Origin of the sequence: Pantoea sp. MT58 (genome assembly GCF_014495885.1) — a bacterium.
Taxonomy (GTDB): domain Bacteria; phylum Pseudomonadota; class Gammaproteobacteria; order Enterobacterales; family Enterobacteriaceae; genus Pantoea; species Pantoea eucalypti.
In genome coordinates, this window is the sequence record NZ_CP061083.1 from 626,019 (window position 1) to 652,181 (window position 26,163).

A 26,163-nucleotide genomic window follows, 5' to 3' on the forward strand; every position below is an offset into this window, starting at 1 on the left:
AGTACCTGACGATGTCGTCACTATAAGATAATATTTTACTATTATCAAATCTTGATGCTTCTGGAAGTTCTTAAAGCGACTATTGAAGCTTCAATACTTGCTTCGATAGTTTCGATAGATGCTGAAAGATGAGGTACACAAGTTACATCTTCGTAGAATCCGGAGCTACGATACCGAGACAAGTTATCATCTGTTGGGTTGAGGATGTAAATTTCTTCCATCTTAGTAGCTTTGGCAAGAGTGTGAGCATAGATCATCGCGGACAGCCAAACCTTACCAGATATAGGGCCTTTACTATGTTTCTGGAAATTTTCCATCATGCATACGTTAAGCCTAGTTCTGCGAAAATCAAGCTGGCAAAGAATCACCCCACCTAAGACCGCGTCAGGCGCATCAACAATTTTCATTGATACGTCTAGGACGCCATTACTTACATCGATTAATGGTTCGCCATAAGTCTCTATCGCCCACCTCCAGTCTAAAGACCCGAAAGCGCCACTCTTCAATAGGGCAATATCCTGCTCATTAAGCCGACCGTACCCGATTGGCCATTTAAAATTATCAGCGACTGCTTGGACCGCATTCACAGCAAAAATATGAACGTTACTAAGCGAAAGCATACTCTTTTCTTTTATTAATTATTCGTTGCTAGGCATGGTATATGGGGGCGGCGAGGGATTCAACTACATGCACGTCCATTACTGGGGGGGAAAAAAAGGGACAGTAAAATAATGGAAACAAAAATCCACCTTATGGAAGATGGCTTAACTGCATGATATGTCTAGTTAAATTTGGTGGCCCCTGCTGGGTTTGAACCAGCGACCAAGCGATTATGAGTCGCCTGCTCTAACCACTGAGCTAAGGGGCCAGCGGAGCGGGGATTATAAAGTATCTCTTCAGGACGATCCAGCACTCAGCTACCGGTTGCTGAAATAAGCAGCAGCGATTTACCTGCTGATTTATATAACAAAACTGGCAACGCCTGGCGCAGTAGTCGCAAATCGGCACGGATAATGCTTCCCCGTGCCTTAAGTAAAACCCGATGTCAGGTGCTATGGCAGATGACTGACTCAGCCCTGACGGTAGCGGGATGCTGATCGATCCCTTGAAAGATGGGGAACCATGGCGCCACGTGCCTGATCGTAGTCGTGCCACATCTGCAGATCTTCCAGCGCCGGAATAGTTACCGTCTCCTTGCTGTCGAGTCCGGCCAGCGCGGCGTCCACCATCTCATCAACGTCCATCAGCATTTCAGTCGGAATTTCATTAATAGACTGGCCTGCGCGATCAAAAATCTCTGTACGGGTTGCGCCGGGTAACACCGCCTGTACCTGCACACCGCTCTCCGCGAGTTCACGCTGCATGGCGCGCGTCAGGGTCAGCACATAAGACTTAGTGGCGTTATAGGCGCCATTGAACATCTCATGCACCAGCGACAGCACCGAGGCGATATTGATAATAGTGCCGTGACCGCGTGCTTTAAATGCCCGGCCAGCCGCCTGTGCCAGACGCGTCGGTGCCAGAATATTTAACGCCAGCATGCTGTTGATGCGTGTGATGTCCGCCTCCAGAAACTCGCTTTCGACACCCATGCCTGCGTTGTTCAGCAGCAGCGTAATCTGAGCGTTATTTGACAGCTCCGACTCCACGCGCTGCAGGTCCTGCTCATGCGTTAAGTCAGCCTTCATCACGGTTACCCGGATATCGTGCTGCTGCGTCAGCGCATCAGCCAGTGCGGTGAGTCGTGCCTGATCCCGTGCGACCAGGATGAGGTCATAACCGCGTGCTGCCAGTCGTTTTGCGTACGTTGCACCGATACCGCTGGATGCGCCTGTGATTAATGCTGTGCCTGATTGTGACATGTTTGCTTCCTCGTATGATGGTCGTCATAATGGTTATCAATATGACGACCATCATATGATTCGTCAAGCTGGAATATGATGAGTGTAATAATTACTATAATAGCCAGAAGCCATGCAGTTAAAACCGCAGGAGATGAGATGGAGAAGCAGAGCAGCAAGATGCAGACCCGCCAGCGTATCCTTGATGAGGCGGCGCGTGTGATGCGTGAAACCGGCACTGAAGGGATTGGAGTGGCGGCGCTGATGAAGCGGGTTGGCCTGACACATGGCGGCTTCTATGCACATTTTGCGTCACGCGAGGAGCTGGTTGAGGAGGTGCTGAAACATATGTTTGCTGAATCTGATACCTTCAGGCCTGCTAAATCCGTGACCCAACCAGCAACGCAGCTGGCTGATTTTATTGATAGCTATCTTTCCGAGGCGCATCGCAATGCACCGGCTCAGGGCTGTCCGCTGGCGGCACTGGTGAGCGAAGTGGCCCATCTTCCACAGCCGACACGGCAGATCTTCGCCCAGGGCTTCAATACGATGCATGCCGGTCTGGTGCAGATACTGCGTGAGCTGAGATTGCCGGATGTGGAAGCGCTGGCCTCCAGCATGCTGGCAGAGATGGTGGGCGCACTGGCGCTGGCACGGGCCTGTCCGGATGCTGAGCGGGCCAGTCAGATGCTGCAACGCAGTCGCGACGCGCTTAAGCAGCGTACGCTGGAGGTGGCGGCATGAGTGAGCATGCTATCCGCGACATTATCAGCTCCGATCTTGATGTGCTGTTCTGCGGCATCAATCCAGGTCAGTCAACGGCCCATCAGGGATTTCACTTTGCGCATCCCGGAAACCGGTTCTGGAAGGTTATTCATCTGGCGGGATTCACCCGGCAGCAGCTGAAGCCGGAAGAGGAGCAGCGCCTGACGGAAACCGGCTGCGGCATCACCATGCTGGTAGAACGGCCAACTGTGCAGGCAAATGAGCTTGCGCCTGATGAGCTGCGGGATGGCGGTAAACGCCTGATGGAGAAGGTTCTGGATTATCAACCCGCCGCGCTGGCCATTCTGGGTAAGGATGCATTCCGTCGTGCTTTTAAACAGAGCAAAGTCGAATGGGGCAAACAGCCGATATGTATGGGGAAAACTCAGGTGTGGGTGTTGCCGAATCCCAGCGGACTGAATCGTGCATCACTGGACGAGATGGTCGGGGCGTATCGTCAGCTCTGGCTGGAACTGCATCCGGAGAGTCACTGACGTCGGGCAGGGCAGGGGAGTGGCGCGAACAGGCAGGCATAAAAAACCCCGGCGAACCGGGGTTTTTGTCGGACTTAATCGTCGAGGAAGCTACGCAGCACTTCCGAACGGCTCGGATGGCGCAGTTTACGCAGGGCTTTCGCTTCAATCTGACGAATACGCTCACGCGTAACGTCGAACTGTTTGCCCACTTCTTCCAGCGTATGGTCCGTGTTCATGTCGATACCGAAACGCATGCGCAGCACTTTCGCTTCGCGCGCGGTCAGGCCAGCCAGCACGTCATGGGTGGCAGAACGCAGGCTCTCTGACGTAGCAGAATCCAGCGGCAGCTCCAGCGTGGTGTCTTCGATAAAATCGCCCAGATGTGAATCTTCATCATCACCAATCGGCGTCTCCATAGAGATCGGCTCTTTAGCGATTTTCAGTACTTTGCGGATTTTATCTTCTGGCATCAGCATACGCTCAGCCAGCTCTTCCGGCGTTGGTTCGCGGCCCATCTCCTGCAGCATCTGGCGCGAAATACGGTTGAGCTTGTTGATTGTCTCAATCATATGCACCGGAATACGGATGGTACGCGCCTGGTCGGCGATAGAGCGGGTGATAGCCTGACGGATCCACCAGGTCGCATAAGTCGAGAACTTGTAACCACGGCGATATTCAAACTTATCTACCGCTTTCATCAGGCCGATATTACCTTCCTGAATCAGGTCGAGGAACTGCAGACCACGGTTGGTATATTTCTTCGCAATCGAAATAACCAGACGCAGGTTAGCTTCCACCATCTCTTTCTTAGCGCGACGCGCTTTGGCTTCACCGATCGACATGCGACGGTTAATATCTTTAACCTGTTCAATGGTCAGGCCGGTCTCTTCTTCCACCTGTGCCAGTTTCTGCAGGGAACGCATCACGTCATCCTGCACTTCCAGCAGCTTTTCAGACCACGGCTTGTTCATCGCCAGAGCGGCTTTGAACCAGCTTTCGTTGGTTTCGTTGCCGGTAAACAGCGTGATGAAGTTCTTCTTCGGCATTTTGCACAGCTCAATACAGAGCTTCATGATCAGACGTTCCTGAGTACGGACACGTTCCATCATGGTGCGCATGCTGCCTACCAGGTAGTCGAACTGCTTCGGTACCAGGCGGAACTGTTTGAAGACGTCAGAAAGGTTCTGGATTTCGGCAACGGCAGCAGCATGACTGCGACCTTTGCTCTTAATCACGCTGCGGGTCGCTTCATACTGCTTACGCAGGTCAGAAAACTTCTCGCGCGCCAGTTCCGGGTCGATTGAGTTATCGTCGTCGGAGCTGTCGTCATCCTCTTCATCTTCTTCTTCATCGTCGTTACGATCGGCTTCAGAAAGTTCAGAGCCTACGTGCGTTGCCGTTGGGGCAATATCTTCTTCTGCGTTAGGATCGACGAAACCGGTGATCAGGTCGGAGAGGCGTGATTCGCCTGCTTCAACTTTGTCATACTGATCCAGAAGATAAGTAATGGCTTCAGGGTATTCGGCGACAGAACACTGAACCTGGTTGATACCGTCTTCAATACGCTTAGCGATGTCGATTTCGCCTTCGCGCGTCAGCAGTTCAACGGTACCCATTTCACGCATATACATGCGAACCGGGTCGGTAGTACGCCCGATTTCAGATTCAACGCTGGATAACACCTGAGCGGCAGCTTCTGCGGCATCTTCATCAGTATCGGAGCTGTTTTCGTTCAGCATCAGATCGTCGGCATCCGGGGCTTCTTCAACCACCTGAATACCCATGTCGTTAATCATCTGGATGATGTCTTCGATCTGATCTGAGTCGACGATATCTTCCGGCAGATGGTCATTGACCTCAGCATAGGTCAGATAGCCTTGCTCCTTACCACGGGTGACAAGAAGCTTGAGCTGTGACTGCGGGTTTTGCTCCATAAGACGGTATCCACACTTCTGTTAAATTAGATTGGTGTCGGTCGGCAGCGCGCCAACAATAAGCAGTGAAGGCGTTTAGTTCTTGCCGCTGCCTTCGTCGCGGCGTGGGCTTTGCCCATCAGTAATCGGCACTTAAGCCGCTTGTTAACTCTGTGCTAAGGGCCTGGCTTACTTGCCATTCTGCTTCCCGGCAGTGCTCGCTCTCCTCACGTACATCAGTACGCTCCGGGAGCTGTGCGCTGGCGGTAACCAGACTGGCATCGACGCCGACCCTTAAAATTCGTGCGGCTGCCCTTTCATCATTCGGAATGGACAGCATGCTGAAAACAGTTATTTCCTGGCAAACGCCTGACTGAGTGTCCAGAATTCACGGCGCTCATCGGCGCTGAGTCCCTGAGTGCGCTCACGCGCAATCAAAAACTCCAGACGCTCTTCAAGAGCAGCATCATAGATGCTGGCCAGCGAGTCCTGAAACACCGCTTCGGCTTCTTCATCTACTATCATGTGGTTCCAGATCGCCAGTGTTTCAAGCGTCTGACTAAAATTTGTTCCGCGATATAACTCTAGTAGCTGACCGGTGGTCAATCCAGGATTCTCATTACAACGGCCCACTAATTCAATAAATAGCGGTAAACCCGGCATTTTTGACTCAGACAGCCCATCCAGAGAAGGCACCATCGTGGCCAGTTGTGGGTTCTGAATCAGTAACGCAATCAGTACACGCATGGTGGTACGCTTCAACGGAGGCGCAACCGGTGCGGTTCCGCTTGCGGCCTGCTTCGGCATCAGCTTTTCAAGCTGATTATCGTCAAGAATACCCAGTTTATTCCCCAGCTCCTGACGCATATAAATACGTAAGGTCTCACCGGGAATCTGCGTTATCAGCGGTAAAGCCAATGTGCTCAGGCGCGCTTTTCCATCGCGTGAGCTCAGATCCACCTGCGGCAGCAGGCTATCAAATAAAAACGAAGAGAGCGGCATCGCCTGCTCCATCCTCGCTTCGAAGGCGGCTTTACCCTCTTTACGTACCAGCGTATCCGGATCTTCACCATCGGGTAAAAACATAAAGCGTAGCTGACGACCATCATTCATGTAAGGCAATGCGGTCTCGAGCGCACGCCAGGCCGCTTCACGACCCGCTCTGTCGCCGTCGTAACAGCAGATCACGGTGTCGGTACTGCGAAACAGCAACTGAATATGTTCAGCAGTGGTTGAGGTGCCTAATGACGCAACGGCATAATCGATGCCGTACTGCGCCAGCGCAACCACGTCCATGTATCCCTCGACCACTAACAGGCGGGCGGGTTCAGGATGGTTCTTAACGGCTTCATACAGGCCATAGAGCTGACGGCCTTTATGAAAAATGGGTGTTTCCGGTGAGTTGAGATACTTCGGCGTATCGTTACCCAGCACGCGTCCGCCAAAACCAATGACGCGTCCACGCTTATCGCGGATCGGAAACATGACGCGGTCGCGAAACCGGTCATAGGTACGGCCTTTGTCATTGCTGACCAGCATGCCCGCTTCCATCAATGACTCGCGGTCTTCCGATTGCTTGCCAAAACGTTTGAGAACGTTGTCCCAGCCGGCTGGCGCATAACCTATAGCGAAATGATTTATGATGTCGGCGCTCAGACCACGACGATCAAGATAGTCGCGTGCTGGCTGCGCACTGGATTGCTGCAGGCCCTGCTGATAAAAACCGTTCAGGTTCTCCATCAGCTGATACAGGCTCTGGCGCTGATGGCGTTCCATCTGGCTGGGCCCGCTGCCTGCTTCGTAAGGCACGTCTAAACCGTGGGAAGTGGCCAGCTCTTCAATACTTTCAACGAACTCCAGACGATCAAAGTTCATTAAAAAGTCGATAGCATTGCCGTGTGCACCACAGCCGAAACAGTGATAGAACTGTTTTTCGCCGTTTACGGTGAAAGAGGGCGTTTTTTCATTATGGAAAGGACAGCACGCATGGAAATTCTTACCCTGCTTTTTCAGCTTAACGCGGGCATCGATAAGATCCACGATATCCGTGCGGGCAAGTAAATCGTTGATAAATACGCGTGGAATTCGTCCAGCCATACGCCCCAGATTTTCAGCTCATAAACGGCAACAAGCCGCGCTTCCTTTCGGAAAGCACGGCCTTTTACTTGACTCTGTCTGCGTGAATCACGCGGTGGAGGCGAACCTCCGGAACGACTTAGTACAGACGAGTGCGGCGTGCGTTTTCGCGAGCCAGTTTCTTGGCGTGACGCTTAACTGCTGACGCTTTAGCGCGCTTACGTTCGGTAGTCGGTTTTTCATAGAACTCACGACGACGGACTTCAGCCAGAACGCCTGCTTTCTCGCATGAACGCTTGAAGCGACGCAGTGCTACGTCAAATGGCTCGTTTTCACGTACTTTAATTACCGGCATGTAACTCTCACCTCGATAAAATTCGGTTTTTGCTGCTGACTGCGGCGCCAGCACATTTCAAAATGGTGCAGCATTTTACTCCAACTCGCGTTGGTTTGTAAAGCACCAAGGATAATTTGAAACCAACAGGAGCGTTTGCCTGTGCGGCTGCCGGTTTTTCCAGGGGCGGGAGTATAGCGCACTCTTTAGCCGACAGAAAATGACTTTTTACGCCGGATGTCCGCGCTGCACATCCTATTGCTGTGATAAACTGCGCGCCGCAAGAATGAGGTGATGCAATGCGAATTCTGGGTATTGAAACGTCGTGCGATGAAACTGGCATCGCTATTTATGATGACGAGACTGGATTACTGGCTAACCAGCTCTACAGCCAGGTAAAACTGCACGCCGATTATGGCGGTGTGGTACCGGAACTGGCCTCACGTGATCACGTGCGTAAAACCGTGCCGCTGATTCAGGCCGCACTGAAAGAGGCCGGTCTGGCGCCGCAGCAGATTGATGCCGTAGCCTACACAGCGGGTCCCGGACTGGTTGGTGCGCTGCTGGTCGGTGCCACCATTGGTCGCGCCCTGGCATTTGCGTGGAAAGTGCCTGCGGTGCCGGTCCATCATATGGAAGGCCATCTGCTGGCGCCGATGCTGGAAGAGAATCCACCGGAATTTCCGTTTGTCGCCCTTCTGGTCTCGGGCGGACATACTCAGCTGATTAGCGTTACCGGCGTCGGTGAATATGTGCTGCTCGGTGAATCGATCGATGATGCCGCGGGTGAAGCCTTTGATAAGACGGCGAAGCTGCTCGGTCTGGATTATCCGGGTGGGCCAATGCTGTCGAAAATGGCGCAGCAGGGCACAGCGGGACGCTTTACCTTCCCGCGTCCGATGACTGACCGTCCGGGCCTGGATTTCAGCTTCTCCGGCCTCAAAACCTTTGCTGCGAATACCATTCGCGCCAATCCTGACGATGATCAAACCCGTGCTGATATCGCCCGTGCGTTTGAAGATGCAGTCGTCGATACGCTGTCGATCAAATGCAAGCGTGCACTGGATGAGACAGGCTTTAAGCGTCTGGTGATTGCAGGCGGTGTCAGCGCTAACCGCACACTGCGCGAGCAGATGGCGATCATGATGCAAAAGCGCGGCGGAGAGGTGTTCTACGCCCGTCCTGAGTTCTGTACCGATAACGGTGCGATGATCGCGTATGCGGGCATGGTGCGGTTAAAAGGCGGCACCCGAGGCGAGTTGAGCGTCAGCGTGCGACCGCGCTGGCCGCTGGCGGAACTGCCCGCCATCTGATGTGAAAAAAGCCGGCTTGCCGGCTTTTTTTATGGTTGAGATTTCTTTTTGCGCTTCCAGATCTTGCCTTCCTGACCCCGCCACAGCCGCTGAATATTGTCGTGATGACGCAGCAGGATAAGACACGAGAGCATGGAGACCGGGAACGTGAACTGCGGTTTGAACCACCAGACATAAAAGGGCGCGATCAGCGCGCTGACGATGGCACCCAGCGAGGAATAGCCGCTGAGTAAGACCGTTAACAGCCAGGTCCCGGTAACCAGACCGGTTAAGTCCCAGCCAATTGGCGCTATCGCGCCGAATGCAGTCGCCACGCCTTTGCCGCCGCGAAAGTGAAAGAACACCGGGTAGATATGACCCAGACAGGCCGCAATGGCGGTCAGGCCGAGATAAAGCGGCGTGACGTGCATCAGATAGGCCAGCCAGACCGGCACCATCCCTTTCAGCACATCAAACACTAATACGGTTGCTGCGGCGGCTTTACCGCCCAGACGCAGTACGTTGGTCGCACCGGGATTGCCGGAACCGTGTGTGCGCGGATCGGGCAGGCCAGCGAGTTTGCAAACCAGAATCGCACTGGAAATCGAGCCGCAAAGATACGCGAAAATAATCATACCAAGCGCGAAAGCACTCATAACACCGTACCGTTCCCTTTAGGGTCGTTTTGATCTCATCAACCGTGGATAATACGCATAATCCGCCGGAAGTGGTATCCGGCTTAGCCAAAAACAGAGACCCTCATCATGGATATCGTATTTATAGAACAACTCACGGTGTTCACCACCATTGGCGTTTACGACTGGGAACAGGGCATACAGCAGAAGCTGGTGCTCGATGTCGAAATGGCCTGGGATAACCGTCTGGCGGCCAGCAGCGACGATGTGAAAGATTGCCTGAGCTATGCGGATGTCTCATCGGCGATCCTGACGCATCTGAACGGGGGGCGTTTTGCCCTGGTTGAGCGGGTTGCTGAAGAAATCGCGGATCTGTTGATGAACCGTTTCAGTTCGCCTGGCGTGCGAATAAAGGTAAGCAAACCGGGGGCTGTAGCCCAGGCGGCGCAGGTTGGCGTGCGAATTGAGCGCGGGACTATTCCTAAATAAATACGATGTGATTGCCATCACAATGAAACCAAACCAAATTACTGTCTGTCATAGCGTGTGCCGTTTCGTTACAGCAGGCGAAACGGTGTAGACCTTAAGGTTTAATTCAGGCTTATAGCGGCATAATTTCAGGCGATAGCAGTGCGCTACCGCCTTTTTAATGGTTTGAAACGGATAGAGGGAACATTTGATGGCAGATATTCATCAGCTTTGGGTAGCTGCAATCCTGGGCGTTGTGGAAGGGCTGACCGAGTTTTTACCGGTCTCTTCCACAGGGCACATGATTATAGTGGGTCACCTGCTGGGCTTTGAAGGTGAAAAAGCCGAGACCTTTGAAGTTGTGATTCAGTTAGGATCAATTCTGGCTGTGGTAGTGATGTTCTGGCGCCGTCTGTTTGGCCTGATCGGCATCCACTTTGGCGAAGTTAAACATGAAGGTGTCGGCACCGGCCGTCTGTCGTTGATCCACATCCTGCTGGGTATGGTTCCGGCGGTGGTCGTGGGTCTGGTGCTGCACGATCAGATTAAAACGCTGTTTAACCCGATCAACGTGATGTACGCGCTGGTGGTGGGGGGCGTTCTGCTGCTGGCTGCTGAGTACCTCAAACCAAAACAGCCGAAAGCCGTCGGCGTTGATGATATTACCTATCGTCAGGCGTTTATGATTGGCTGTTTCCAGTGCTTAGCACTGTGGCCGGGCTTCTCACGTTCTGGTGCAACCATATCGGGTGGCATGCTGATGGGCGTGAGCCGTTATGCCGCGTCAGAGTTCTCCTTCATTCTGGCGGTGCCAATGATGATGGGTGCGACCGTGCTGGACATGTACAAGAGCATCGGTTTCCTGACAATGGCGGATTTCCCGATGTTCGCCGTCGGCTTTGTCACGGCGTTTATCGTGGCGCTGATTGCGATCAAAGCCTTCCTTGAGCTGATTAAGCGTATCTCTTTCGTCTCGTTCGCGATTTATCGCTTTATCGTGGCGGCAGCGGTTTACATGGTCTTCATGTAAACCCTGGGCAGCCTGCTAGTCAGGCTGCCTGATCGCCAGACCCTGCGCGACGGCGTCAATTCGTCTCCGCGTCATCTCTTCCCGCACCTCTGCACCTTTAAACCCTGCTTCGACGACCGCTTTAGTCGGCACCGCCTGCGCCAGCGCAAAAGCACGACGCAGATAGTCGCCCTGCGGATAAGGCATGCTCTCCAGTCCGGCCCGCCCACGAGCATCCGCTTCGCTGGTCAGCGCCATCTGCTCAATACGCTGCGGCTTACGCCAGGCATCGATCCGATCAAACAGCGCCACCAGTGATGCCGGGGATTGCCGTTCGATGGTGTGCACAATGTCGTGGAATTCGGTCACGATTAACGCCAGATCGCGAATCGCGTTAGGTACCCGCAGTCGCTGACACAGCGCCTCGACCAATGGAACGCCCGCCAGTCCATGACCGTGGTGGCTCGGCCACAGCTCAGGCGGCGTCAGCGCCTTGCCGACGTCATGGAACAATGTGGCGAAGCGCACATCGATCTCGCTGGAGAGGGCCGCTGCCATCGCCAGTGTCATCAGCGTATGAACACCGGTGTCGATTTCCGGATGCCATTTAATCGGCGCGGGAATACCAAACAGATTATCCAGCTCAGGAAACAGCACCTGCAACGCACCGCAGTCACGCAGAACCTGAAAATAGACCTGAGGATTACGGGCACTCAGCGCCTTTTCCGTCTCTTTCCACACGCGTTCGGCAGTGAGATTCGACAGCTCGCCGCTTTCGGCCATCTGCTGCATCAGTTGCTGGGTTTCGGGGGCAATACGAAAGTTGAGATGAGCGAAACGCGCAGCAAAACGCGCGACGCGCAATACCCGCAGCGGATCTTCACTGAAGGCTTCAGAGACATGACGCAGCAGGCGCAGGGCAATGTCACGCTGGCCATTATAGGGATCGACCAGTTCGCCGTTTTCATCCTGCGCGATAGCATTGATGGTGAGATCGCGGCGCTGTAAATCCTGCTCCAGCGTCACGTCGGGCGCGGACCAGGTGACAAATCCAGTGTAGCCTTTCCCGTTTTTCCGCTCGGTCCGTGCCAGTGCATACTCTTCGCGACTGACGGGATGCAGGAAAACGGGAAAATCACGACCGACCTGTTGATAACCCTGCTCAAGCATGGCTTCGGGTGTGGAACCAGTGACAACCCAATCTTTATCTGTAACCGGCAGATTCAGCAGCGCATCACGCACCGCACCGCCAACAAGAAACGTCTTCACGCAAAACTCCAGAGAAAAAGAAATGATCTGCATGCCGGGCACGTCCCGCGCCTGAAATCAGCAGTGCATCTCATTTTATTGTTGCACAGATTCCCCGGATTGCAGACATGCCAAAAGGGGGATCCTGCGATCCCCCGCGAAAACCCGACAGAATGGGGTCAGTTCATCCAGCGATCGCTTTTCTTACGGCGCGGCAACATATGCGGCAGTAGCAGTCCCAGCAGCAGGCCGACACCCAGCACGCCGCCACCATACATAAACCACTGCATAATGATGGTGCGCTGTTTGTCATCCAGCTGAACGTTGGCGGCGCTGACTTTCTTCTGCGCGACAATCAGCTCATTTTTGAGCTTCTGATTTTCGCCTTTCAGCCCATTAATCACGCCGTCGCTGCTGGCGACTTTGTTCTGCATCTCAGCGGTACGCTGGTTCCAGCTGTTGTCGATATTATCCAGCTTGGCCGTCAGATCCTTCACCTGCTGCTCAAGCTGCGGCACCCGGGTGCGCAGGCTCGGATTTGCGCTGAGCTGCGACAGAGGAATCCAGGTGGTGCGGCCTTCGGAATCGCGGATCTGGCCATAATGAGTATCGTTGTTGGTCTGTAATAGCTGAACTTCTTCCCCGGCATTCAGCTTACCGAGCAGGCGGAACTGATCGCCCGGCCCGCTACGAACCCAGGTTGAAAGCTCATCAGACACATAACGTTTTTCGTCGGCATGGGCAGGTGCAAGGGTGCTAAGGGCCAGCAAAGTGAGTCCAGCGAGTGTAATTTTTTTCATTCGATTTCGTTTGGCTTAGTCTGACTTAAAATTTACCGGCACAGTCTGGAGAGGCCTCGCATAAATCTGAATGAGAACTATCCTGGTCTCATGAGAGTGCGAAAAGGTCTGCGAAAGAGCAAAGAAAGCAGAGACAGCGCGGCTTCTGTGCATTAATCTTCGCCTGATAACCCCTTGCCCTCCAGGCGACAGCATGAGTAACCTGCTGATAATCGCCTGAAATATGCAGGAAAAACCCTCTTAAGTGCCAGCGGCGTAGTGAATAAAAAATTATGACCATCGAAATCGAACTAAAGTTCATTGCAACTCCACAGGCAGCCGGGAAACTGGCTGAACTGCTCTCCACTCTGCCGCATCAGCATCAGGCTGCTCGCGAGCTGACCAACATCTACTTCGAAACCGACGACAACCAGCTGCGACGCTGGGACATGGGATTGCGTATCCGTGGCGTTGACCAGCGCTATGAAATGACGCTGAAAGCCGCGGGGCAGACGCTTGGCGGACTGCATCAGCGTCCGGAATACAATGTAGAACTCAGTGAGCCAGTACTCGACATTGCGCGCCTGCCCGCAGAGATCTGGCCGCAGGGCACCGATGTCACTGCGCTGCAGCCGCGCTTACAGCCGCTGTTCACTACCCATTTCCAGCGTGAAGTCTGGCTGATCACCGCAGGCAACAGTGAAATTGAAGTGGCATTTGATCAGGGCGAAGTCACGGCGGGTGAGCTCAGCGAACCGTTGTGCGAGATCGAATTAGAGCTGAAACGGGGTGAACGCCAGGATCTGCTGGCCTTTGCGCAGCAGCTGGTGGCGCTGGGCGGTCTGCGTATGGGCAGCCTGAGCAAAGCCGCCCGAGGCTATCAGCTGGCCCAGGGTAATCCACCGCGTCAGGTTGAGGCGTTCCCGCTGCTGAAAGCCGGTGCGAAAGCGACTGTGGAGCAGGGTATGGTCGCCTCAATGTCGGCGGGGCTTCGTCACTGGCAATATCATGAAGAAGTCTGGCTGCGTGGTAACGCGGCGGCGCAGGACGCAGTGCGCGAAGCGCTGGATCTGCTGCGTCAGGCGTTCAGTCTGTTTGGTGCGCTGGTGCCGCGTAAAGCCAGTAGCGCTCTGCGTCAGCAACTGACCACGCTGGAAGAGACGCTGGTGAATGAAGAGCAGGAAGCCACCACGTTCTGCTTATCTTCCCTCTCTGTTGAAACGCAACTGGCGCTGACCCACTGGCTGGCGGAATCTCAGTGGCGTCAGTGGATCGATGCCAAAGGCGAAACCAAGCTGCAGGGGTCGTTTAAGCGCTTCAGCGATATCATGCTGAGCCGCGTGAATGCCGATCTGAGAGAAACCTTCATCACGGTAAAACAGCCGAATGAGTATCAGGATAAAGCCACCCGCCTGGCGCGTCAGCTGCTGACGGTGCACCTGCTGGCGGGTTCTTATCCTGTGGAAACGGTGATGGCCTGGCTTGATCCCTGGCAGCAACTGCAGTCAGCGATTCACGAAAAACAGACGTCCGGATTAGCCTGGCTGACGTCGCAGGCCCTGAAACAGCAGCCGTTCTGGCTCACCAGCGGCGCTGCCCGCTAAGGGACATTCCGTCACGCCATCAAGGAGGGAGTTATGTTGTCAGCACTGCCCGCGTTGCTACGCGACCAGGCCGAAGCGGCCGCCCGACAGCTGGAGATTCCGCTGGATTCGCTCAGTCCGGAGCAGGCTGCCGGACTGGCTTTCAGCGATTTTGTGCTGGAAAACCTGCAACAACATCCCGACTGGTGGCAGACGATGCTCGACCAGCCGCCGCAGCCTGATGAGTGGCAACACTATTCTGCATGGCTGAATCAGGCGCTGAATGCAGTCGACAGCGAAGCGAGCCTGATGCGCGAACTGCGGCTGTTTCGACGCCGTATGCTGGTACGTGTCGCCTGGATGCAGGCTCTGCAACACGCGACGACCGAACAAAGCCTGCAGCAGCTCAGCGTCTTAGCTGAAGTGCTGATCAGCCGTGCGCGTGACTGGGTCTATCAGGATTGCTGTCGTGATTTTGGTACACCCTGTAATGCGGAGGGTGATGCTCAACCGTTGCTGATTCTGGGCATGGGCAAGCTGGGCGGCGGCGAACTCAACTTCTCCTCTGATATCGACCTGATTTTTGCCTGGCCGGAAAACGGCACCACACGCGGCGGACGGCGTGAGCTCGACAACGCCCAGTTCTTTACCCGCATGGGACAGCGGCTGATCAAAGTGCTGGATCAACCCACCATGGATGGCTTTGTCTATCGGGTGGATATGCGGCTCCGTCCGTTTGGCGACAGCGGCCCGCTGGTGATGAGTTTTGCCGCGCTGGAAGATTATTACCAGGAGCAGGGGCGCGACTGGGAGCGTTATGCCATGGTCAAAGCGCGGCTGATGGGGGATGACTACGATCGCTGGAGTCTGGAGCTCCAGCAGATGCTGCGGCCCTTTGTTTACCGGCGCTACATCGACTTCAGCGTGATCCAGTCTCTGCGTAACATGAAAGGGATGATCAGCCGCGAAGTTCGTCGACGTGGGCTCAAAAACAATATCAAACTGGGTGCGGGCGGCATCCGTGAAACCGAGTTTATCGTGCAGGTGTTCCAGCTGATTCGTGGCGGACGAGAGCGCTCGCTTCAGCTGCGATCGCTGTTGCCGACGCTGGAGGCGATCAAAAATCTGGCCCTGCTTCCTGCTGAGCAGGTCGATGCACTTCGCGACGCTTATCTCTTCCTTCGGCGGCTGGAGAATCTGCTGCAAAGCCTGGGCGACGAGCAGACCCAAACGCTGCCAGAAGATGAACTGCATCGTGCCCGTCTGGCATGGGCGATGGATTGTGTCGACTGGGATGCTCTGATGACGCGGCTCGACGATCAGATGGCGGCGGTACGCGCCATCTTTGACGAGCTGATTGGTGAAGATACTCCAGACATTGGCGATCAGCGTGAGCTGGCAGAGTTTCAGGTGCTGTGGCAGGACCAGCTGGAGGATAGCGAGCTGGCGCCGCTGGTCCCGCAGCTCAGCGACGAGCAGCGATTAACGCTGCATCAGACACTGGAGGCGTTTCGTCAGGATATCAATCGACGCACTATCGGTCCGCGTGGTCGTCAGGCGCTGGATCAATTGATGCCGCGACTGCTGAGCGAAGTCTGCCCGCGTGACGATGCGGCTGTCACACTGAGTCGCCTGACACCGCTGCTGATCGGCGTGCTGACCCGCAGTACCTATCTGGAGCTGCTGACCGAATATCACGGTGCGCTGCGTCACCTGATTCGCCTGTGCGCCGCCTCACCGATGGTGGCCAGCCAGCTGGCGCGTCACCCCTTGTTGCTGGATGAATTACTCGATCCCGCCACGCTCTATCAGCCGACGGCCACCGACGCCTATCGCGATGAGCTGCGTCAGTACCTGCTGCGCATCCCCACTGAGGATGAGGAGCAGCAGCTGGAAGCTGTGCGGCAGTTTAAGCAGGCGCAGCATCTGCGCATTGCTGCGGCTGATATCGCGGGCACGCTGCCCGTGATGAAAGTCAGTGACCATCTCACCTGGCTGGCAGAGGCGATTATCGAATCGGTCGTCCGTCAGGCGTGGAATATGATGGTACAGCGCTACGGGCGTCCTTCGCATCTGAGTAATGAACATGAGCGCGGCTTTGCGGTGCTGGGCTACGGCAAGCTGGGTGGCTGGGAGCTGGGTTACAGTTCCGACCTGGATCTCGTCTTCCTGCATGACTGTCCGGCTGACGCGGTAACAGAAGGGGAGCGCAGCATTGATGGCCGTCAGTTCTATCTGCGCCTGGCCCAGCGCATCATGCATCTCTTCAGTACCCGCACTTCGTCCGGCATTCTTTATGAAGTCGATGCGCGGCTGCGTCCTTCGGGTGCGGCGGGCATGCTGGTCAGTACCTTTGAGGCCTTTGAGGAGTATCAGCGCAGTGAGGCCTGGACCTGGGAGCATCAGGCGCTGGTCCGGGCGCGCGTAGTATTTGGCGAGGCGACACTGGGTGAACGTTTTAACGTAATCCGTCAGGCGATTCTCTCACTGCCACGCGCCGCGGATGCGCTGCAAACCGAAGTACGCGAGATGCGTGAAAAGATGCGTACTCATCTCAGTAACAAACATAAAGGGCGCTGGGATATCAAAGCCGACGCGGGTGGCATCACCGATATTGAATTCATCGCCCAATATCTTGTCTTACGCTACGCCGCTGAGCAGCCTGAACTGACGCGCTGGTCTGACAATGTGCGCATTTTTGAGCTGATGGCGAAGTACCATAAAATGCCCGCAGATGAAGCGCAGGCGCTGTCGCAGGCCTATGTGACGCTGCGCGACGCACTGCACCATCGCGCCCTGCAGGAGTTGCCGGGTCATGTTGAACCCGAGGCGTATGCAGCGGAACGGCAGACGGTGATGAACAGCTGGCAGCGCTGGCTGGTAACCCCTGCGTCTATCCTGGCGTGATGCTGATAGCACAAATCGCAACTGTGCTATCATCCGCGCACTATTTTTAATGCAGTCTGGAGTGTCTGGAATGAAAGTGACTCTGCCCGCGTTCGGCCAAGCCTCAGTGCTGGTTGTTGGCGATGTAATGTTGGATCGTTACTGGTATGGCCCAACCAGCCGTATCTCCCCTGAAGCGCCGGTGCCGGTGGTGAAAGTGGACACGGTTGAAGAGCGCCCTGGCGGCGCGGCAAACGTAGCGATGAACATTGCAGCACTCGGTGCCGCGTCGCGCCTGATTGGCCTGACCGGTGAAGATGATGCGGCGCGCGTGTTGAGTAACACGCTGAAAGACGTCAACGTTCATTGTGACTTTGTGGCGATCAAAAGCCATCCGACGATTACCAAACTGCGCGTGCTTTCCCGCAATCAGCAGCTGATCCGTCTCGATTTTGAAGAGGGATTTGATCAGGTTGATCCGGCGCCGATTCATCAGAAAATGCGTGAGTCACTGGCAGCAGCCGGTGCGCTGGTGCTGTCCGACTACGCCAAAGGCGCGCTCTCCAGCGTGCAGACCATGATTACGCTGGCGCGCGAAGCGGGCGTGCCGGTATTAATCGATCCGAAAGGCACTGATTTTGCGCGTTACCGGGGCGCGACGCTGCTGACGCCGAACCTCTCTGAATTTGAAGCCGTGGTCGGCAAATGCAAAAACGAAGAAGAGATCGTCGCGCGTGGCGCGCAGTTAATTGCAGATTTTGATCTCGCTGCGCTGCTGGTGACCCGTTCAGAAAATGGCATGACGCTGCTGCAGCCGGGCAAAGCACCGCTGCATCTGCCGACTCAGGCACAGGAAGTTTATGACGTGACCGGTGCCGGCGACACGGTGATCGGCGTGCTGGCTGCGGCGCTGGCTGCGGGTGACTCGCTGGAAGAAGCCTGTTTCCTGGCCAATGCCGCGGCGGGTGTGGTGGTGGGTAAACTGGGTACGTCGACTGTCAGCACCGTCGAGCTGGAAAATGCGATTCACGCCCGCCCTGAACAGGGTTTTGGCATCATGACGGAAGCGCAGTTAAAAGCCGCCGTTGAGATGGCCCGCCGTCGTGGCGAAAAAGTGGTGATGACCAACGGCGTATTCGACATTTTGCATGCCGGCCATGTCTCCTATCTGGCAAATGCCCGCAAGCTCGGCGATCGCTTGATCGTCGCGGTGAACAGTGATGCGTCAACTAAACGTCTGAAAGGCGAAAGCCGCCCGGTGAATCCACAGGAAAACCGGATGATCGTGCTGGGCGCACTGGAAGCGGTCGACTGGGTGGTGGTATTTGAAGAGGATACGCCGCAGCGTCTGATTGCAGGCATTCTGCCGGACCTGCTGGTCAAAGGTGGCGATTACAAGCCGGAAGATATCGCGGGCAGTAAAGAGGTCTGGGCAAATGGCGGCGACGTGCAGGTGCTGAACTTCGAAGACGGTATCTCTACCACCAACATTATTAAAACCATTCGCGGTAGCTGAAGCAGAGCAGTAAGCGGGAGCCGGGCTCCCGCTAAACCGCTTATTATGGCTTATTATCCGCAGCAGGCTTCGCCACGTCGGCAGCCGGTGCCGGTGACGCCGCTGGCGAACTCGCTACGGAGGCAGAAGGGGTGACTGCTGCAGAAGTGGTGACAGGTGCCGTTGCGGTCGGTGGCGTACCGGCTGACGAACCCTGACTTTCCAGCTGGGCCAGACGTTGTTCCAGCGCCGCCAGTTTCTCACGCGTACGCAGCAATACCTGCGTCTGCACATCAAACTCTTCACGGTTGACCAGATCCATACGGGTCAGCTGCGCCTGAAGAACCTGACGAATTTTCTTCTCGACATCATCACCAAACTCACGAACACCTTTAGGCATCGCTTCGTGAACCTGACGGGCAAGTTGTTCAATTTTTTTCGTGTCGATCATGATGATTTCCTGGTTACGGGAGCTGTGTCAGCGTGTTTACCAACGTAATAAGTGTTAAGTGTAATGCCAGAAATGAAAAGGATAAACCTCAAATCGGTAACGCAGGAAATGCAAAAGCAATTGCGCTATTGATGATTGCCGCTTCAAACGATCGGCGTTATAGTTTAAAGGCTTATTCTCAGGGCGGGGCGCAATTCCCCACCGGCGGTAAATTAGCTTCGGCTGAAAGCCCGCGAGCGCTTTATCTTGATGAAAAGAGAGATAAAGGTCAGCAGATCCGGTGTAATTCCGGGGCCGACGGTTACAGTCCGGATGGGAGAGGGTAACGACTTCTGTCGGACAATTGTGTCTGCTTCACGTTATTGCCACGTCTTTTTGACGTCACTCCTAAGCACGCCCTGATTCTGGTAACCCATACATTTTAAGGTTTTTATTACCATGAATCAGACGCTACTTTCTGAATTTGGCACGCCTGAACAGCGTGTAGAACGTGCTATCGCCGCCCTGCGTGAGGGACGCGGTGTGATGGTACTCGACGATGAAAATCGTGAAAACGAAGGCGACATGATCTTCGCCGCAGAAACCATGACGGTTGAACAGATGGCGCTGACCATTCGTCACGGCAGTGGCATCGTCTGCCTCTGCCTGACCGAAGCGCGTCGCCAGCAGCTCGATCTGCCTATGATGGTGGAGAACAACACCAGCTCCTTTGGCACCGGATTCACTGTGACCATTGAAGCCGCAGAAGGCGTCACCACGGGTGTCTCCGCTCAGGATCGTATCACCACTATCCGTACAGCTATCGCCGACAATGCCAAACCTTCTGACCTGCATCGCCCGGGCCATGTCTTCCCGTTGCGCGCCAGCGAAGGCGGTGTATTAACACGTGGCGGACATACGGAAGCGACCATCGATTTAGTGACGCTGGCCGGCTTCAAGCCTGCCGGTGTCTTGTGCGAACTGACCAACGATGACGGCAGCATGGCTCATGCACCCGAAGCGATTACTTTCGCTCGCCAGCACAACATGCCAGTAGTGACTATCGAAGACCTGATTGCATGGCGTCGCACGCACGAAACGCGCCACGCCAGCTAATCGTTCTGCTGCATTTAACGGGCCCCTTTCGGGCCTGTTTCCTTTCTGCCGTCCTCAGGATGGCCCGGTTTAATTCTTCGCATTCCTTCTCTTTTGTCCGATAAATATCTGAAATTCCTGCTACGTTAAATTTCATTCAAATTTCCTGATGATCTCCATCATGCTTATCAGCGTGATAAAGCGGCGAATGCGCGTATCGTAGTGGCTATCAAACAGACGATCCCGGGGATCACGAATGAGCCAGTTACGTATGCCAGCGCTGTTTTTGGGTCATGGCAGCCCAATGAATGCCCTTGAAGAGAACCGCTATACCGCCGCATGGCGTCATGCGGGTGACACTCTGCCACGTCCACGTGCGATTATTGCGGTTTCAGCGCACTGGTATACGCGCGGCACCGCCGTGACAGCAATGGCTCATCCTAAGACGATTCATGATTTTGGTGGCTTCCCGCAGGCGCTGTTTGACACACGCTATCCGGCGCCGGGATCGCCTGAACTGGCCCAGCAACTGGCAGAGCTTTTAGCGCCTGTCGACGTAAAGCTTGATCAGGAATGGGGACTGGATCATGGATCATGGGGCGTCCTCATCAGGATGTATCCCGATGCCGACATTCCGGTCGTGCAGCTAAGCATTGATGGCACTAAACCAGCGGCGTGGCACTTTGAGATGGGCCAGAAACTGGCTGCGCTGCGCGATCAGGGTGTGATGATTGTCGCCAGCGGCAACGTGGTGCATAACCTGCGTAAAGTGCGCTGGGACGGCAACAGCGAAGTCTATCCGTGGGCCAGCAGTTTTGAGCAGTTTGTCCGCGATAACCTGGCGGTGCAGAGCGATGCGGCTTCTCATCCGCTGGTCAACTTTATGGACCATCCGGGTGCGGCGCTGTCTAATCCAACACCCGAACACTATCTGCCGCTGCTGTATGTGCTGGGCGCACGTCAGCCGGATGAAACCATCAGCATTCCGATTGATGGCATGGAGATGGGTGCAATCAGCATGTTGTCGGTTCAGGTAGGTTAGGGCAAAGCTAAGAGAATACAGGCCAGAATCTGACCTGTATTCTCGCGGCGCGTTAGCCGATAAATGCGTGCGGGTAGAAACGGGAGAGATCCTGAGTGATCAAATCGCGATCTTCACGCAGGCCAATACCCGCCGGTTGATCGTCAATCAGCCAGCTGCCGATCAGCGTATAGCTGTCGCCAAATTTAGGCAGAGGATGGAACTGCTGAACGATCATTCCCTCTTCACCGTATGGCCCATCAACGCGGGCAATCTCCTGACCATTTTCTACGATCCGGATATTGGCACCTTCACGTGAAAATAGCGGCTTCACCACATATTTGTCCATGTGCGGAACGTCATCTTCGCCGAACCAGGCGGGCAGCAGGTTAGGGTGATTCGGGAACATTTCCCACAGCAACGGCAGCAGGGCTTTGTTCGAGACGATGCTTTTCCATGCCGGTTCAAGCCAGCGTACGCCAGCATCACCCAGCTTGGTTGAGAACATCTCACGCAGCATAAACTCCCACGGATAGAGCTTGAACAGGTTACTGATCACCTGATCCTGAGCGTCAGTAAATTCCCCTTTTTCGCCCAGGCCAATTTCATCTATATAGAGAAATTCACTCGGCAGCCCCGCTTCAGTAGCGCAGTCCTGAAGATATTGCACGGTGCCACGATCTTCGTCGGTGTCGCGGCAGCAGGCGAAGTGCAGCCAGTTAAAGCCGTGCTGCTGATGTAATGCGGCAAAACGTTCAATCAGCTTTTCCTGCAGGCTATTAAACTGGTCACTGCCTGCCGGGAGCTGACCTGCGTTGAGCTGATCTTCCAGCCACAGCCACTGGAAAAACGCCGCTTCATACAGGGAGGTCGGCGTATCGGCATTGTTCTCCAGCAGCTTCACATCGCCTTTGCCATCCCAGGCAAGATCAAGGCGTGAGTAAAGCGACGGCTGACGCTGATGCCATGAATCGCGCACGAAGTCCCAGGTGTGTTTTGGAATGCGGAATTTGGTCAGCAGCGCTTCGCTGTTTACGACCTTATCCACGACCTGCAGGCACATCTGATGCAGTTCTGCAGTGACATCTTCCAGATGCTCGATTTGCGCCAGCGTGAACTGGTAATAAGCATCTTCACACCAGTAGGGTTCGCCATGCATGGTATGAAAACGAAAACCGAACTCGGTGGCTTTTTCACGCCAGCCTGGGCGTTCTGAAATGGCAATGCGTTCCATCGGGGCGTTAGCCTCCCATTGAGCGGCTGGATGTACCGCTGGCGCTGCTTCGCTGCATGCTGTTCTGTTTCGCGACGGTTTCACCAAAGCCACCACGGGTAATGGTGGAGGTCGTTGCCGGTTTCGGTGCCAGCGCCGTTTTAGGCACGGTCATGGTTTTGCCGGAAGTGGCAGCACCATAGTTACGGCCGGAGGCATCAACAAACTGGCCGTTTGCCGGGCTGCGGGCATTTTTCGGTGAGAATAGCGGTTGCTGCGCAAAGCCCGAACCACCGCCCATCATGCGGCCCATCATGTAACCGGCCATGAGTGGCATCCAGAAGCTGCCGCCACTCTGCTGCGATTCAGCATTGGTGGTGCCAACGCCCGCCTGAGCCGGTGTCTGCTGACACTGATTTTCACCAAATTCAGCGACACAATCTTCACGCGTGGCATATTTTGGCGCAGTACGTTCAGCCTCTTTTTTAGCCTCATTGAATGCGGTAGTACACTGCGCACTCTGGCCCGGATTGGCTTTCGAACAGTCATCCGCATTCTGGTACATCGAAACCGTTTCATCGTTCTGTTCGCAGCCAGCGAGCATAAATACGGCTGAAACGGCGATAGCAACGGGCGTCAAGTGGCGTGCCTGCCAGCTTTTACGAAAAGCGGCATAGCGAATAGATTTTGTGCGTTTCATTATGATTATCCTGTGCCCAAAGGTAGCGCATAGAATAGGGGAAGGGGGGGTAAAATTGAAGCTGGAGGCCTGATACAACAGGGATCTTTACTTAGTTATACGTTCAACAGAGAGACGGGCCGCAAAGCAGCCCGTCCACTGATTATTGACCGAAAGGATTACCGCTGCTGTGGCGAGCCGCAGGACGCGCTGCCTCAGACGAGCCAGTTGCCACCGGACCGCTATCCACACGAGCGGTCTGCTGGGCATTTTCCGGCGCCACCGTTTCCGGGGAAGTCGGAATCTCTTTACCCAGCTGGCTGTTCAGTTTCTGCAGGCTCTGCTCGTTGAGCGTACCCAGTGCATAGCTGATATTCAGCTGGTTAATCAGGTAGCTATAACGCGCATCAGAGAGCTGCTGTTTCGCGTTGTAGAGCACGGTCGTTGCATCCAGCACATCGACGATGGTACGTGTACCCACCTGATAGCCCGCTTCGGACGCATCCAGTGAGCTTTGCGCAGAGACGACTGCCTGTTTGTAGGCGTTGATGCTGCTGATAGACGCATTCACGTTGTTAAACGAGGAGCGTACCGTCTGTACTGCTGTGCGGTGAGCGCTTTCCAGCTGTTCGCTGGCGCTGACAAAATTGTATTGCGCCTGTTTCACCTGAGAGGTAACGCTGCCGCCGCTATACAGTGGCAGTGAGAAACTCAGGCCAACCTGGTTTGAACCGGTAATTGAATCGGTAGAACCCTGGCTCTGGTTTGCACGGCTGCCGCCATATTTGCTGTTTGACATGCCGGTGGAGGCGGTCAGATCCAGCGTCGGCATATGGCCGGTTTCCGCTGAGCGAATCTGCTCACGCGCCAGATCCTGATTCAGACGCGCAGAGAGCAGTGACAGGTTACGGCTTTCTGCCTGCTTAAGCAGCGCACTCACCGCTTCGGGCTTATCGGTTCTGAAACGATCAATGCTCAGCGAAGCCAGCGACATATAGTCCATGCCGGTAATCTGACGCAGCGTTTCTACGTTGTTATCAAGATTGTTACGCGCGGTCACTTCATTGGCCAGCACGCTGTCATACTGCGCACGAGCGTTCTGAACATCAGTGATGGCAACCAGGCCAACGTTAAAACGCTGGGTGGTCTGATCCAGCTCGCGGTAGATAGACTGTTTCTGCGCTTCAGTGTAAGAAAGGGTATCAATCGCTTTCAGCACGTTGAAGTAGGCTGTTGCGGTGTTCAGAATCAGATCCTGCTGCGCCACCTGATAGGTCACATCCTGAATACCGGCGGTCTTTTCCTGCAGAGTCAGCGCGCGCCATTTCGACATGTCGAAAATAGTCTGGGTTAAATTCAGAGAGCCGCTGGTCGTGTTGGAATGAAGACCACTACTGTCGCGATAACCGTTATTATAGGCGTAGTCTGCACCCAGTCCGAGCTGAGGTAATAATGGGCTACGCGCTTCGTTGATTTTCTCAAAAGCAGAATCACGATCGGCAGCGGCGCTGCGCAGATCCGGGTTGCTCAGACGTGCTTGCTGGTAAACCTGAAGCAGGTCTTCGGCCTGGCTGGCGAAGCTGAAACCGCCCAGGCTAAGCCCAATAAAAAATGGGAGCAGTTTTTTCATTTGCATTCCTTTTGTTGCAGCAAATTGCAGTGGGTGCGCTGCCGGGTAAGCCAAAAAATTATCGCCGATTCTAGCAGAGGGCAACTGTGAGATAAGTTGGCTGAAAGTGCCTTCTATCTCTAATCTACGTAAATATTTCAGAAAGAACTACTTACATGGAGCACGGTTACAGGCTTTTTTCGCTCCACCCCAATCTGCACAAGGAACCTGATGATGCCGGAAGAAAAAAAATCCCCTGTGACTTTCACAAAAAACGATGTAGAAATTATTGCACGAGAAACACTCTACAAAGGTTTTTTTTCCGTTGAGCGATACCGCTTCCGCCACCGCCAGTTTAATGGCGAAATGAGTGGAGAAGTGCAACGCGAAGTTTTTGAGCGCGGACATGCTGCCGTGCTGCTACCTTATGATCCCTTACGCGATGAAGTGGTGCTGATTGAACAGATCCGCATCCCGGCTTATGACAGCAGTGCTTCACCCTGGCTGCTGGAGATGGTCGCCGGTATTATCGAACCCGGTGAATCAGTCGAGCAGGTTGTGCGCCGTGAAGCTGTTGAAGAAGCAGGATTGGACGTCGGTCGTGTTAAGCCCATGCTTAGCTATCTGGCCAGCCCTGGCGGCACCAGCGAACGTTTGTCGGTGCTGATTGGGGAAGTGGATGCCAGCCATGCAGAGGGATGCCATGGTCTGGAGGAAGAGAATGAGGATATTCTTGTCCATGTGGTGAGCCGCGAACAGGCGTACCGCTGGGTGGAAGAGGGGATAATTGATAATGCGGCGTCTGTCATCGCCTTGCAATGGCTGGCGTTGCACCATGAAAAACTACGCGAAGAGTGGATACAAAAATGAAACAGCGCTATACCCCTGACTTTCCCGAAATGATGCGGCTCTGCGAAACCAATTTCGCCCAGTTACGCCGCCTGCTGCCGCGTAACGATGAGGCGGGAGAATCGGTGATCTATCAGGTGAGTGGCGCCCGTTATCAACTGACGATTCAGGAGTCGACACGCTACACCACGCTGGTGGAGATCCGCCAGGTCGCACCTGCCGTGAGTTACTGGAGTCTGCCCTCGATGTCGGTCAGGCTCTATCACGATGCGATGGTCGCCGAAGTGTGTTCAACTCAACAGATCTATCGGTTCAAAGCGCGCTATGATTATCCTAATAAAAAATTGCATCAGCGCGATGAAAAACATCAGATAAACCAGTTTCTCGCAGACTGGCTGCGTTACTGCCTGGCACATGGCGCGATGGCGGTTCCGGTCTGCTGATGCGTATAATGCAGTAAATGGCGT

24 protein-coding genes, 1 tRNA gene and 1 riboswitch are annotated in these 26,163 nt (G+C 54.7%); of the genes, 12 read left to right on the forward strand and 13 right to left on the reverse strand.

Translation table 11 applies throughout. From position 1 onward, the window contains the following. Positions 1-44: 44 nt before the first annotated feature. From IAI47_RS03025 to IAI47_RS03035, 3 genes are all read right to left on the reverse strand, one after another. Complete coding sequence (locus tag IAI47_RS03025; RefSeq protein ID WP_008925746.1) at positions 45-620, reverse strand: hypothetical protein; 576 nt, start codon at positions 618-620, stop codon at positions 45-47. A 172-nt stretch (positions 621-792) separates the two neighbouring features. Beyond that, positions 793-868 (reverse strand) — tRNA-Ile (locus IAI47_RS03030). A gap of 202 nt (positions 869-1,070) precedes the next feature. Continuing rightward, entirely contained in the window at positions 1,071-1,862 is a 792-nt protein-coding gene (locus IAI47_RS03035; RefSeq protein ID WP_008925745.1) for an SDR family oxidoreductase, read from the reverse strand. A gap of 138 nt (positions 1,863-2,000) precedes the next feature. Here IAI47_RS03035 and IAI47_RS03040 point away from each other — a divergent pair, with 138 nt between their 5' ends. Together IAI47_RS03040 and mug are read left to right on the forward strand one after the other, a co-directional pair. After that, entirely contained in the window at positions 2,001-2,585 is a 585-nt protein-coding gene (locus IAI47_RS03040; RefSeq protein WP_008925744.1) for a TetR/AcrR family transcriptional regulator, read from the forward strand. Beyond that, positions 2,582-3,100, forward strand: a complete 519-nt coding sequence (mug, locus tag IAI47_RS03045) for a G/U mismatch-specific DNA glycosylase (protein ID WP_003848430.1) — start codon at positions 2,582-2,584, stop codon at positions 3,098-3,100. The genes IAI47_RS03040 and mug overlap by 4 nt, the downstream gene beginning before the upstream one ends. 74 nt (positions 3,101-3,174) lie before the next feature. Here mug and rpoD read toward each other — a convergent pair whose 3' ends face one another. The 3 genes from rpoD to rpsU all read right to left on the reverse strand — a co-directional run bounded on the left by rpoD (position 3,175) and on the right by rpsU (position 7,426). Further along, the gene (rpoD, locus tag IAI47_RS03050) at positions 3,175-5,016 is read right to left on the reverse strand and encodes an RNA polymerase sigma factor RpoD (protein ID WP_003848431.1); all 1,842 of its coding nucleotides are present in this window, start codon (positions 5,014-5,016) and stop codon (positions 3,175-3,177) included. A gap of 330 nt (positions 5,017-5,346) precedes the next feature. Beyond that, positions 5,347-7,092 carry a DNA primase gene (gene dnaG / locus IAI47_RS03055; RefSeq protein WP_003848432.1) on the reverse strand — a complete coding sequence of 582 codons (1,746 nt, stop codon included), beginning with the start codon at positions 7,090-7,092 and terminating at the stop codon, positions 5,347-5,349. Positions 7,093-7,210: 118 nt separating this feature from the next. Then, positions 7,211-7,426, reverse strand: coding sequence for a 30S ribosomal protein S21 (gene rpsU / locus IAI47_RS03060; RefSeq protein WP_001144069.1), 216 nt, complete (start codon positions 7,424-7,426; stop codon positions 7,211-7,213). A 278-nt stretch (positions 7,427-7,704) separates the two neighbouring features. On the opposite strand from rpsU, the gene tsaD reads away from it, so the two are divergent. Next, complete coding sequence (tsaD, locus tag IAI47_RS03065; protein WP_008925743.1) at positions 7,705-8,718, forward strand: tRNA (adenosine(37)-N6)-threonylcarbamoyltransferase complex transferase subunit TsaD; 1,014 nt, start codon at positions 7,705-7,707, stop codon at positions 8,716-8,718. Positions 8,719-8,747: 29 nt separating this feature from the next. On the opposite strand, the gene plsY is transcribed toward tsaD, so the two are convergent. Further along, positions 8,748-9,353 (reverse strand): glycerol-3-phosphate 1-O-acyltransferase PlsY, encoded by a 606-nt coding sequence (gene plsY, locus IAI47_RS03070; protein WP_003848436.1) that lies wholly within the window; start codon positions 9,351-9,353, stop codon positions 8,748-8,750. 108 nt (positions 9,354-9,461) lie between these two features. On the opposite strand from plsY, the gene folB reads away from it, so the two are divergent. Together folB and bacA are read left to right on the forward strand one after the other, a co-directional pair. Further along, the gene (folB, locus tag IAI47_RS03075) at positions 9,462-9,821 is read left to right on the forward strand and encodes a bifunctional dihydroneopterin aldolase/7,8-dihydroneopterin epimerase (RefSeq protein WP_003848437.1); all 360 of its coding nucleotides are present in this window, start codon (positions 9,462-9,464) and stop codon (positions 9,819-9,821) included. Positions 9,822-10,011: 190 nt separating this feature from the next. Next, positions 10,012-10,830 (forward strand): undecaprenyl-diphosphate phosphatase, encoded by an 819-nt coding sequence (bacA, locus tag IAI47_RS03080; RefSeq protein ID WP_003848438.1) that lies wholly within the window; start codon positions 10,012-10,014, stop codon positions 10,828-10,830. Between the two features lie 15 nt (positions 10,831-10,845). Here bacA and IAI47_RS03085 read toward each other — a convergent pair whose 3' ends face one another. Together IAI47_RS03085 and IAI47_RS03090 are read right to left on the reverse strand one after the other, a co-directional pair. Next, on the reverse strand, positions 10,846-12,078 hold the full coding sequence (locus tag IAI47_RS03085; RefSeq protein WP_033743156.1) for a multifunctional CCA addition/repair protein: 1,233 nt from the start codon (positions 12,076-12,078) through the stop codon (positions 10,846-10,848). Between the two features lie 158 nt (positions 12,079-12,236). Beyond that, entirely contained in the window at positions 12,237-12,857 is a 621-nt protein-coding gene (locus tag IAI47_RS03090; RefSeq protein WP_008925741.1) for a TIGR04211 family SH3 domain-containing protein, read from the reverse strand. Between the two features lie 272 nt (positions 12,858-13,129). On the opposite strand from IAI47_RS03090, the gene IAI47_RS03095 reads away from it, so the two are divergent. From IAI47_RS03095 to hldE, 3 genes are all read left to right on the forward strand, one after another. Then, positions 13,130-14,440, forward strand: coding sequence for an inorganic triphosphatase (locus IAI47_RS03095; protein WP_008925740.1), 1,311 nt, complete (start codon positions 13,130-13,132; stop codon positions 14,438-14,440). Between the two features lie 33 nt (positions 14,441-14,473). Continuing rightward, positions 14,474-17,326, forward strand: a complete 2,853-nt coding sequence (glnE, locus tag IAI47_RS03100) for a bifunctional [glutamate--ammonia ligase]-adenylyl-L-tyrosine phosphorylase/[glutamate--ammonia-ligase] adenylyltransferase (RefSeq protein ID WP_008925739.1) — start codon at positions 14,474-14,476, stop codon at positions 17,324-17,326. Positions 17,327-17,396: 70 nt separating this feature from the next. Next, entirely contained in the window at positions 17,397-18,821 is a 1,425-nt protein-coding gene (hldE, locus tag IAI47_RS03105; protein ID WP_003848444.1) for a bifunctional D-glycero-beta-D-manno-heptose-7-phosphate kinase/D-glycero-beta-D-manno-heptose 1-phosphate adenylyltransferase HldE, read from the forward strand. A 43-nt stretch (positions 18,822-18,864) separates the two neighbouring features. On the opposite strand, the gene IAI47_RS03110 is transcribed toward hldE, so the two are convergent. Next, positions 18,865-19,251, reverse strand: coding sequence for an accessory factor UbiK family protein (locus IAI47_RS03110; protein ID WP_008925738.1), 387 nt, complete (start codon positions 19,249-19,251; stop codon positions 18,865-18,867). 170 nt (positions 19,252-19,421) lie between these two features. Then, positions 19,422-19,579: riboswitch (FMN riboswitch) on the forward strand. A gap of 110 nt (positions 19,580-19,689) precedes the next feature. Here IAI47_RS03110 and ribB point away from each other — a divergent pair. Together ribB and ygiD are read left to right on the forward strand one after the other, a co-directional pair. Continuing rightward, the gene (ribB, locus tag IAI47_RS03115) at positions 19,690-20,346 is read left to right on the forward strand and encodes a 3,4-dihydroxy-2-butanone-4-phosphate synthase (RefSeq protein WP_003848447.1); all 657 of its coding nucleotides are present in this window, start codon (positions 19,690-19,692) and stop codon (positions 20,344-20,346) included. A gap of 235 nt (positions 20,347-20,581) precedes the next feature. Further along, on the forward strand, positions 20,582-21,367 hold the full coding sequence (gene ygiD / locus IAI47_RS03120) for a 4,5-DOPA dioxygenase extradiol (RefSeq protein ID WP_003848449.1): 786 nt from the start codon (positions 20,582-20,584) through the stop codon (positions 21,365-21,367). A 52-nt stretch (positions 21,368-21,419) separates the two neighbouring features. Here ygiD and IAI47_RS03125 read toward each other — a convergent pair whose 3' ends face one another. The 3 genes from IAI47_RS03125 to tolC form a co-directional block, all read right to left on the reverse strand. Continuing rightward, a complete protein-coding gene (locus IAI47_RS03125; RefSeq protein WP_008925737.1) occupies positions 21,420-22,580 on the reverse strand; it encodes a glutathionylspermidine synthase family protein in 1,161 nt (386 codons plus the stop codon). 7 nt (positions 22,581-22,587) lie between these two features. After that, complete coding sequence (locus IAI47_RS03130; RefSeq protein WP_003848451.1) at positions 22,588-23,259, reverse strand: DUF1190 family protein; 672 nt, start codon at positions 23,257-23,259, stop codon at positions 22,588-22,590. A gap of 142 nt (positions 23,260-23,401) precedes the next feature. After that, a complete protein-coding gene (gene tolC, locus IAI47_RS03135) occupies positions 23,402-24,868 on the reverse strand; it encodes an outer membrane channel protein TolC (protein ID WP_003848452.1) in 1,467 nt (488 codons plus the stop codon). A 213-nt stretch (positions 24,869-25,081) separates the two neighbouring features. Here tolC and nudF point away from each other — a divergent pair, with 213 nt between their 5' ends. Together nudF and IAI47_RS03145 are read left to right on the forward strand one after the other, a co-directional pair. Next, the gene (nudF, locus tag IAI47_RS03140) at positions 25,082-25,717 is read left to right on the forward strand and encodes an ADP-ribose diphosphatase (RefSeq protein WP_033743135.1); all 636 of its coding nucleotides are present in this window, start codon (positions 25,082-25,084) and stop codon (positions 25,715-25,717) included. Next, on the forward strand, positions 25,714-26,139 hold the full coding sequence (locus IAI47_RS03145; protein WP_008925735.1) for a DUF1249 family protein: 426 nt from the start codon (positions 25,714-25,716) through the stop codon (positions 26,137-26,139). Before nudF ends, IAI47_RS03145 begins: the two co-directional genes overlap by 4 nt. The last annotated feature ends 24 nt before the right edge of the window (positions 26,140-26,163 follow it).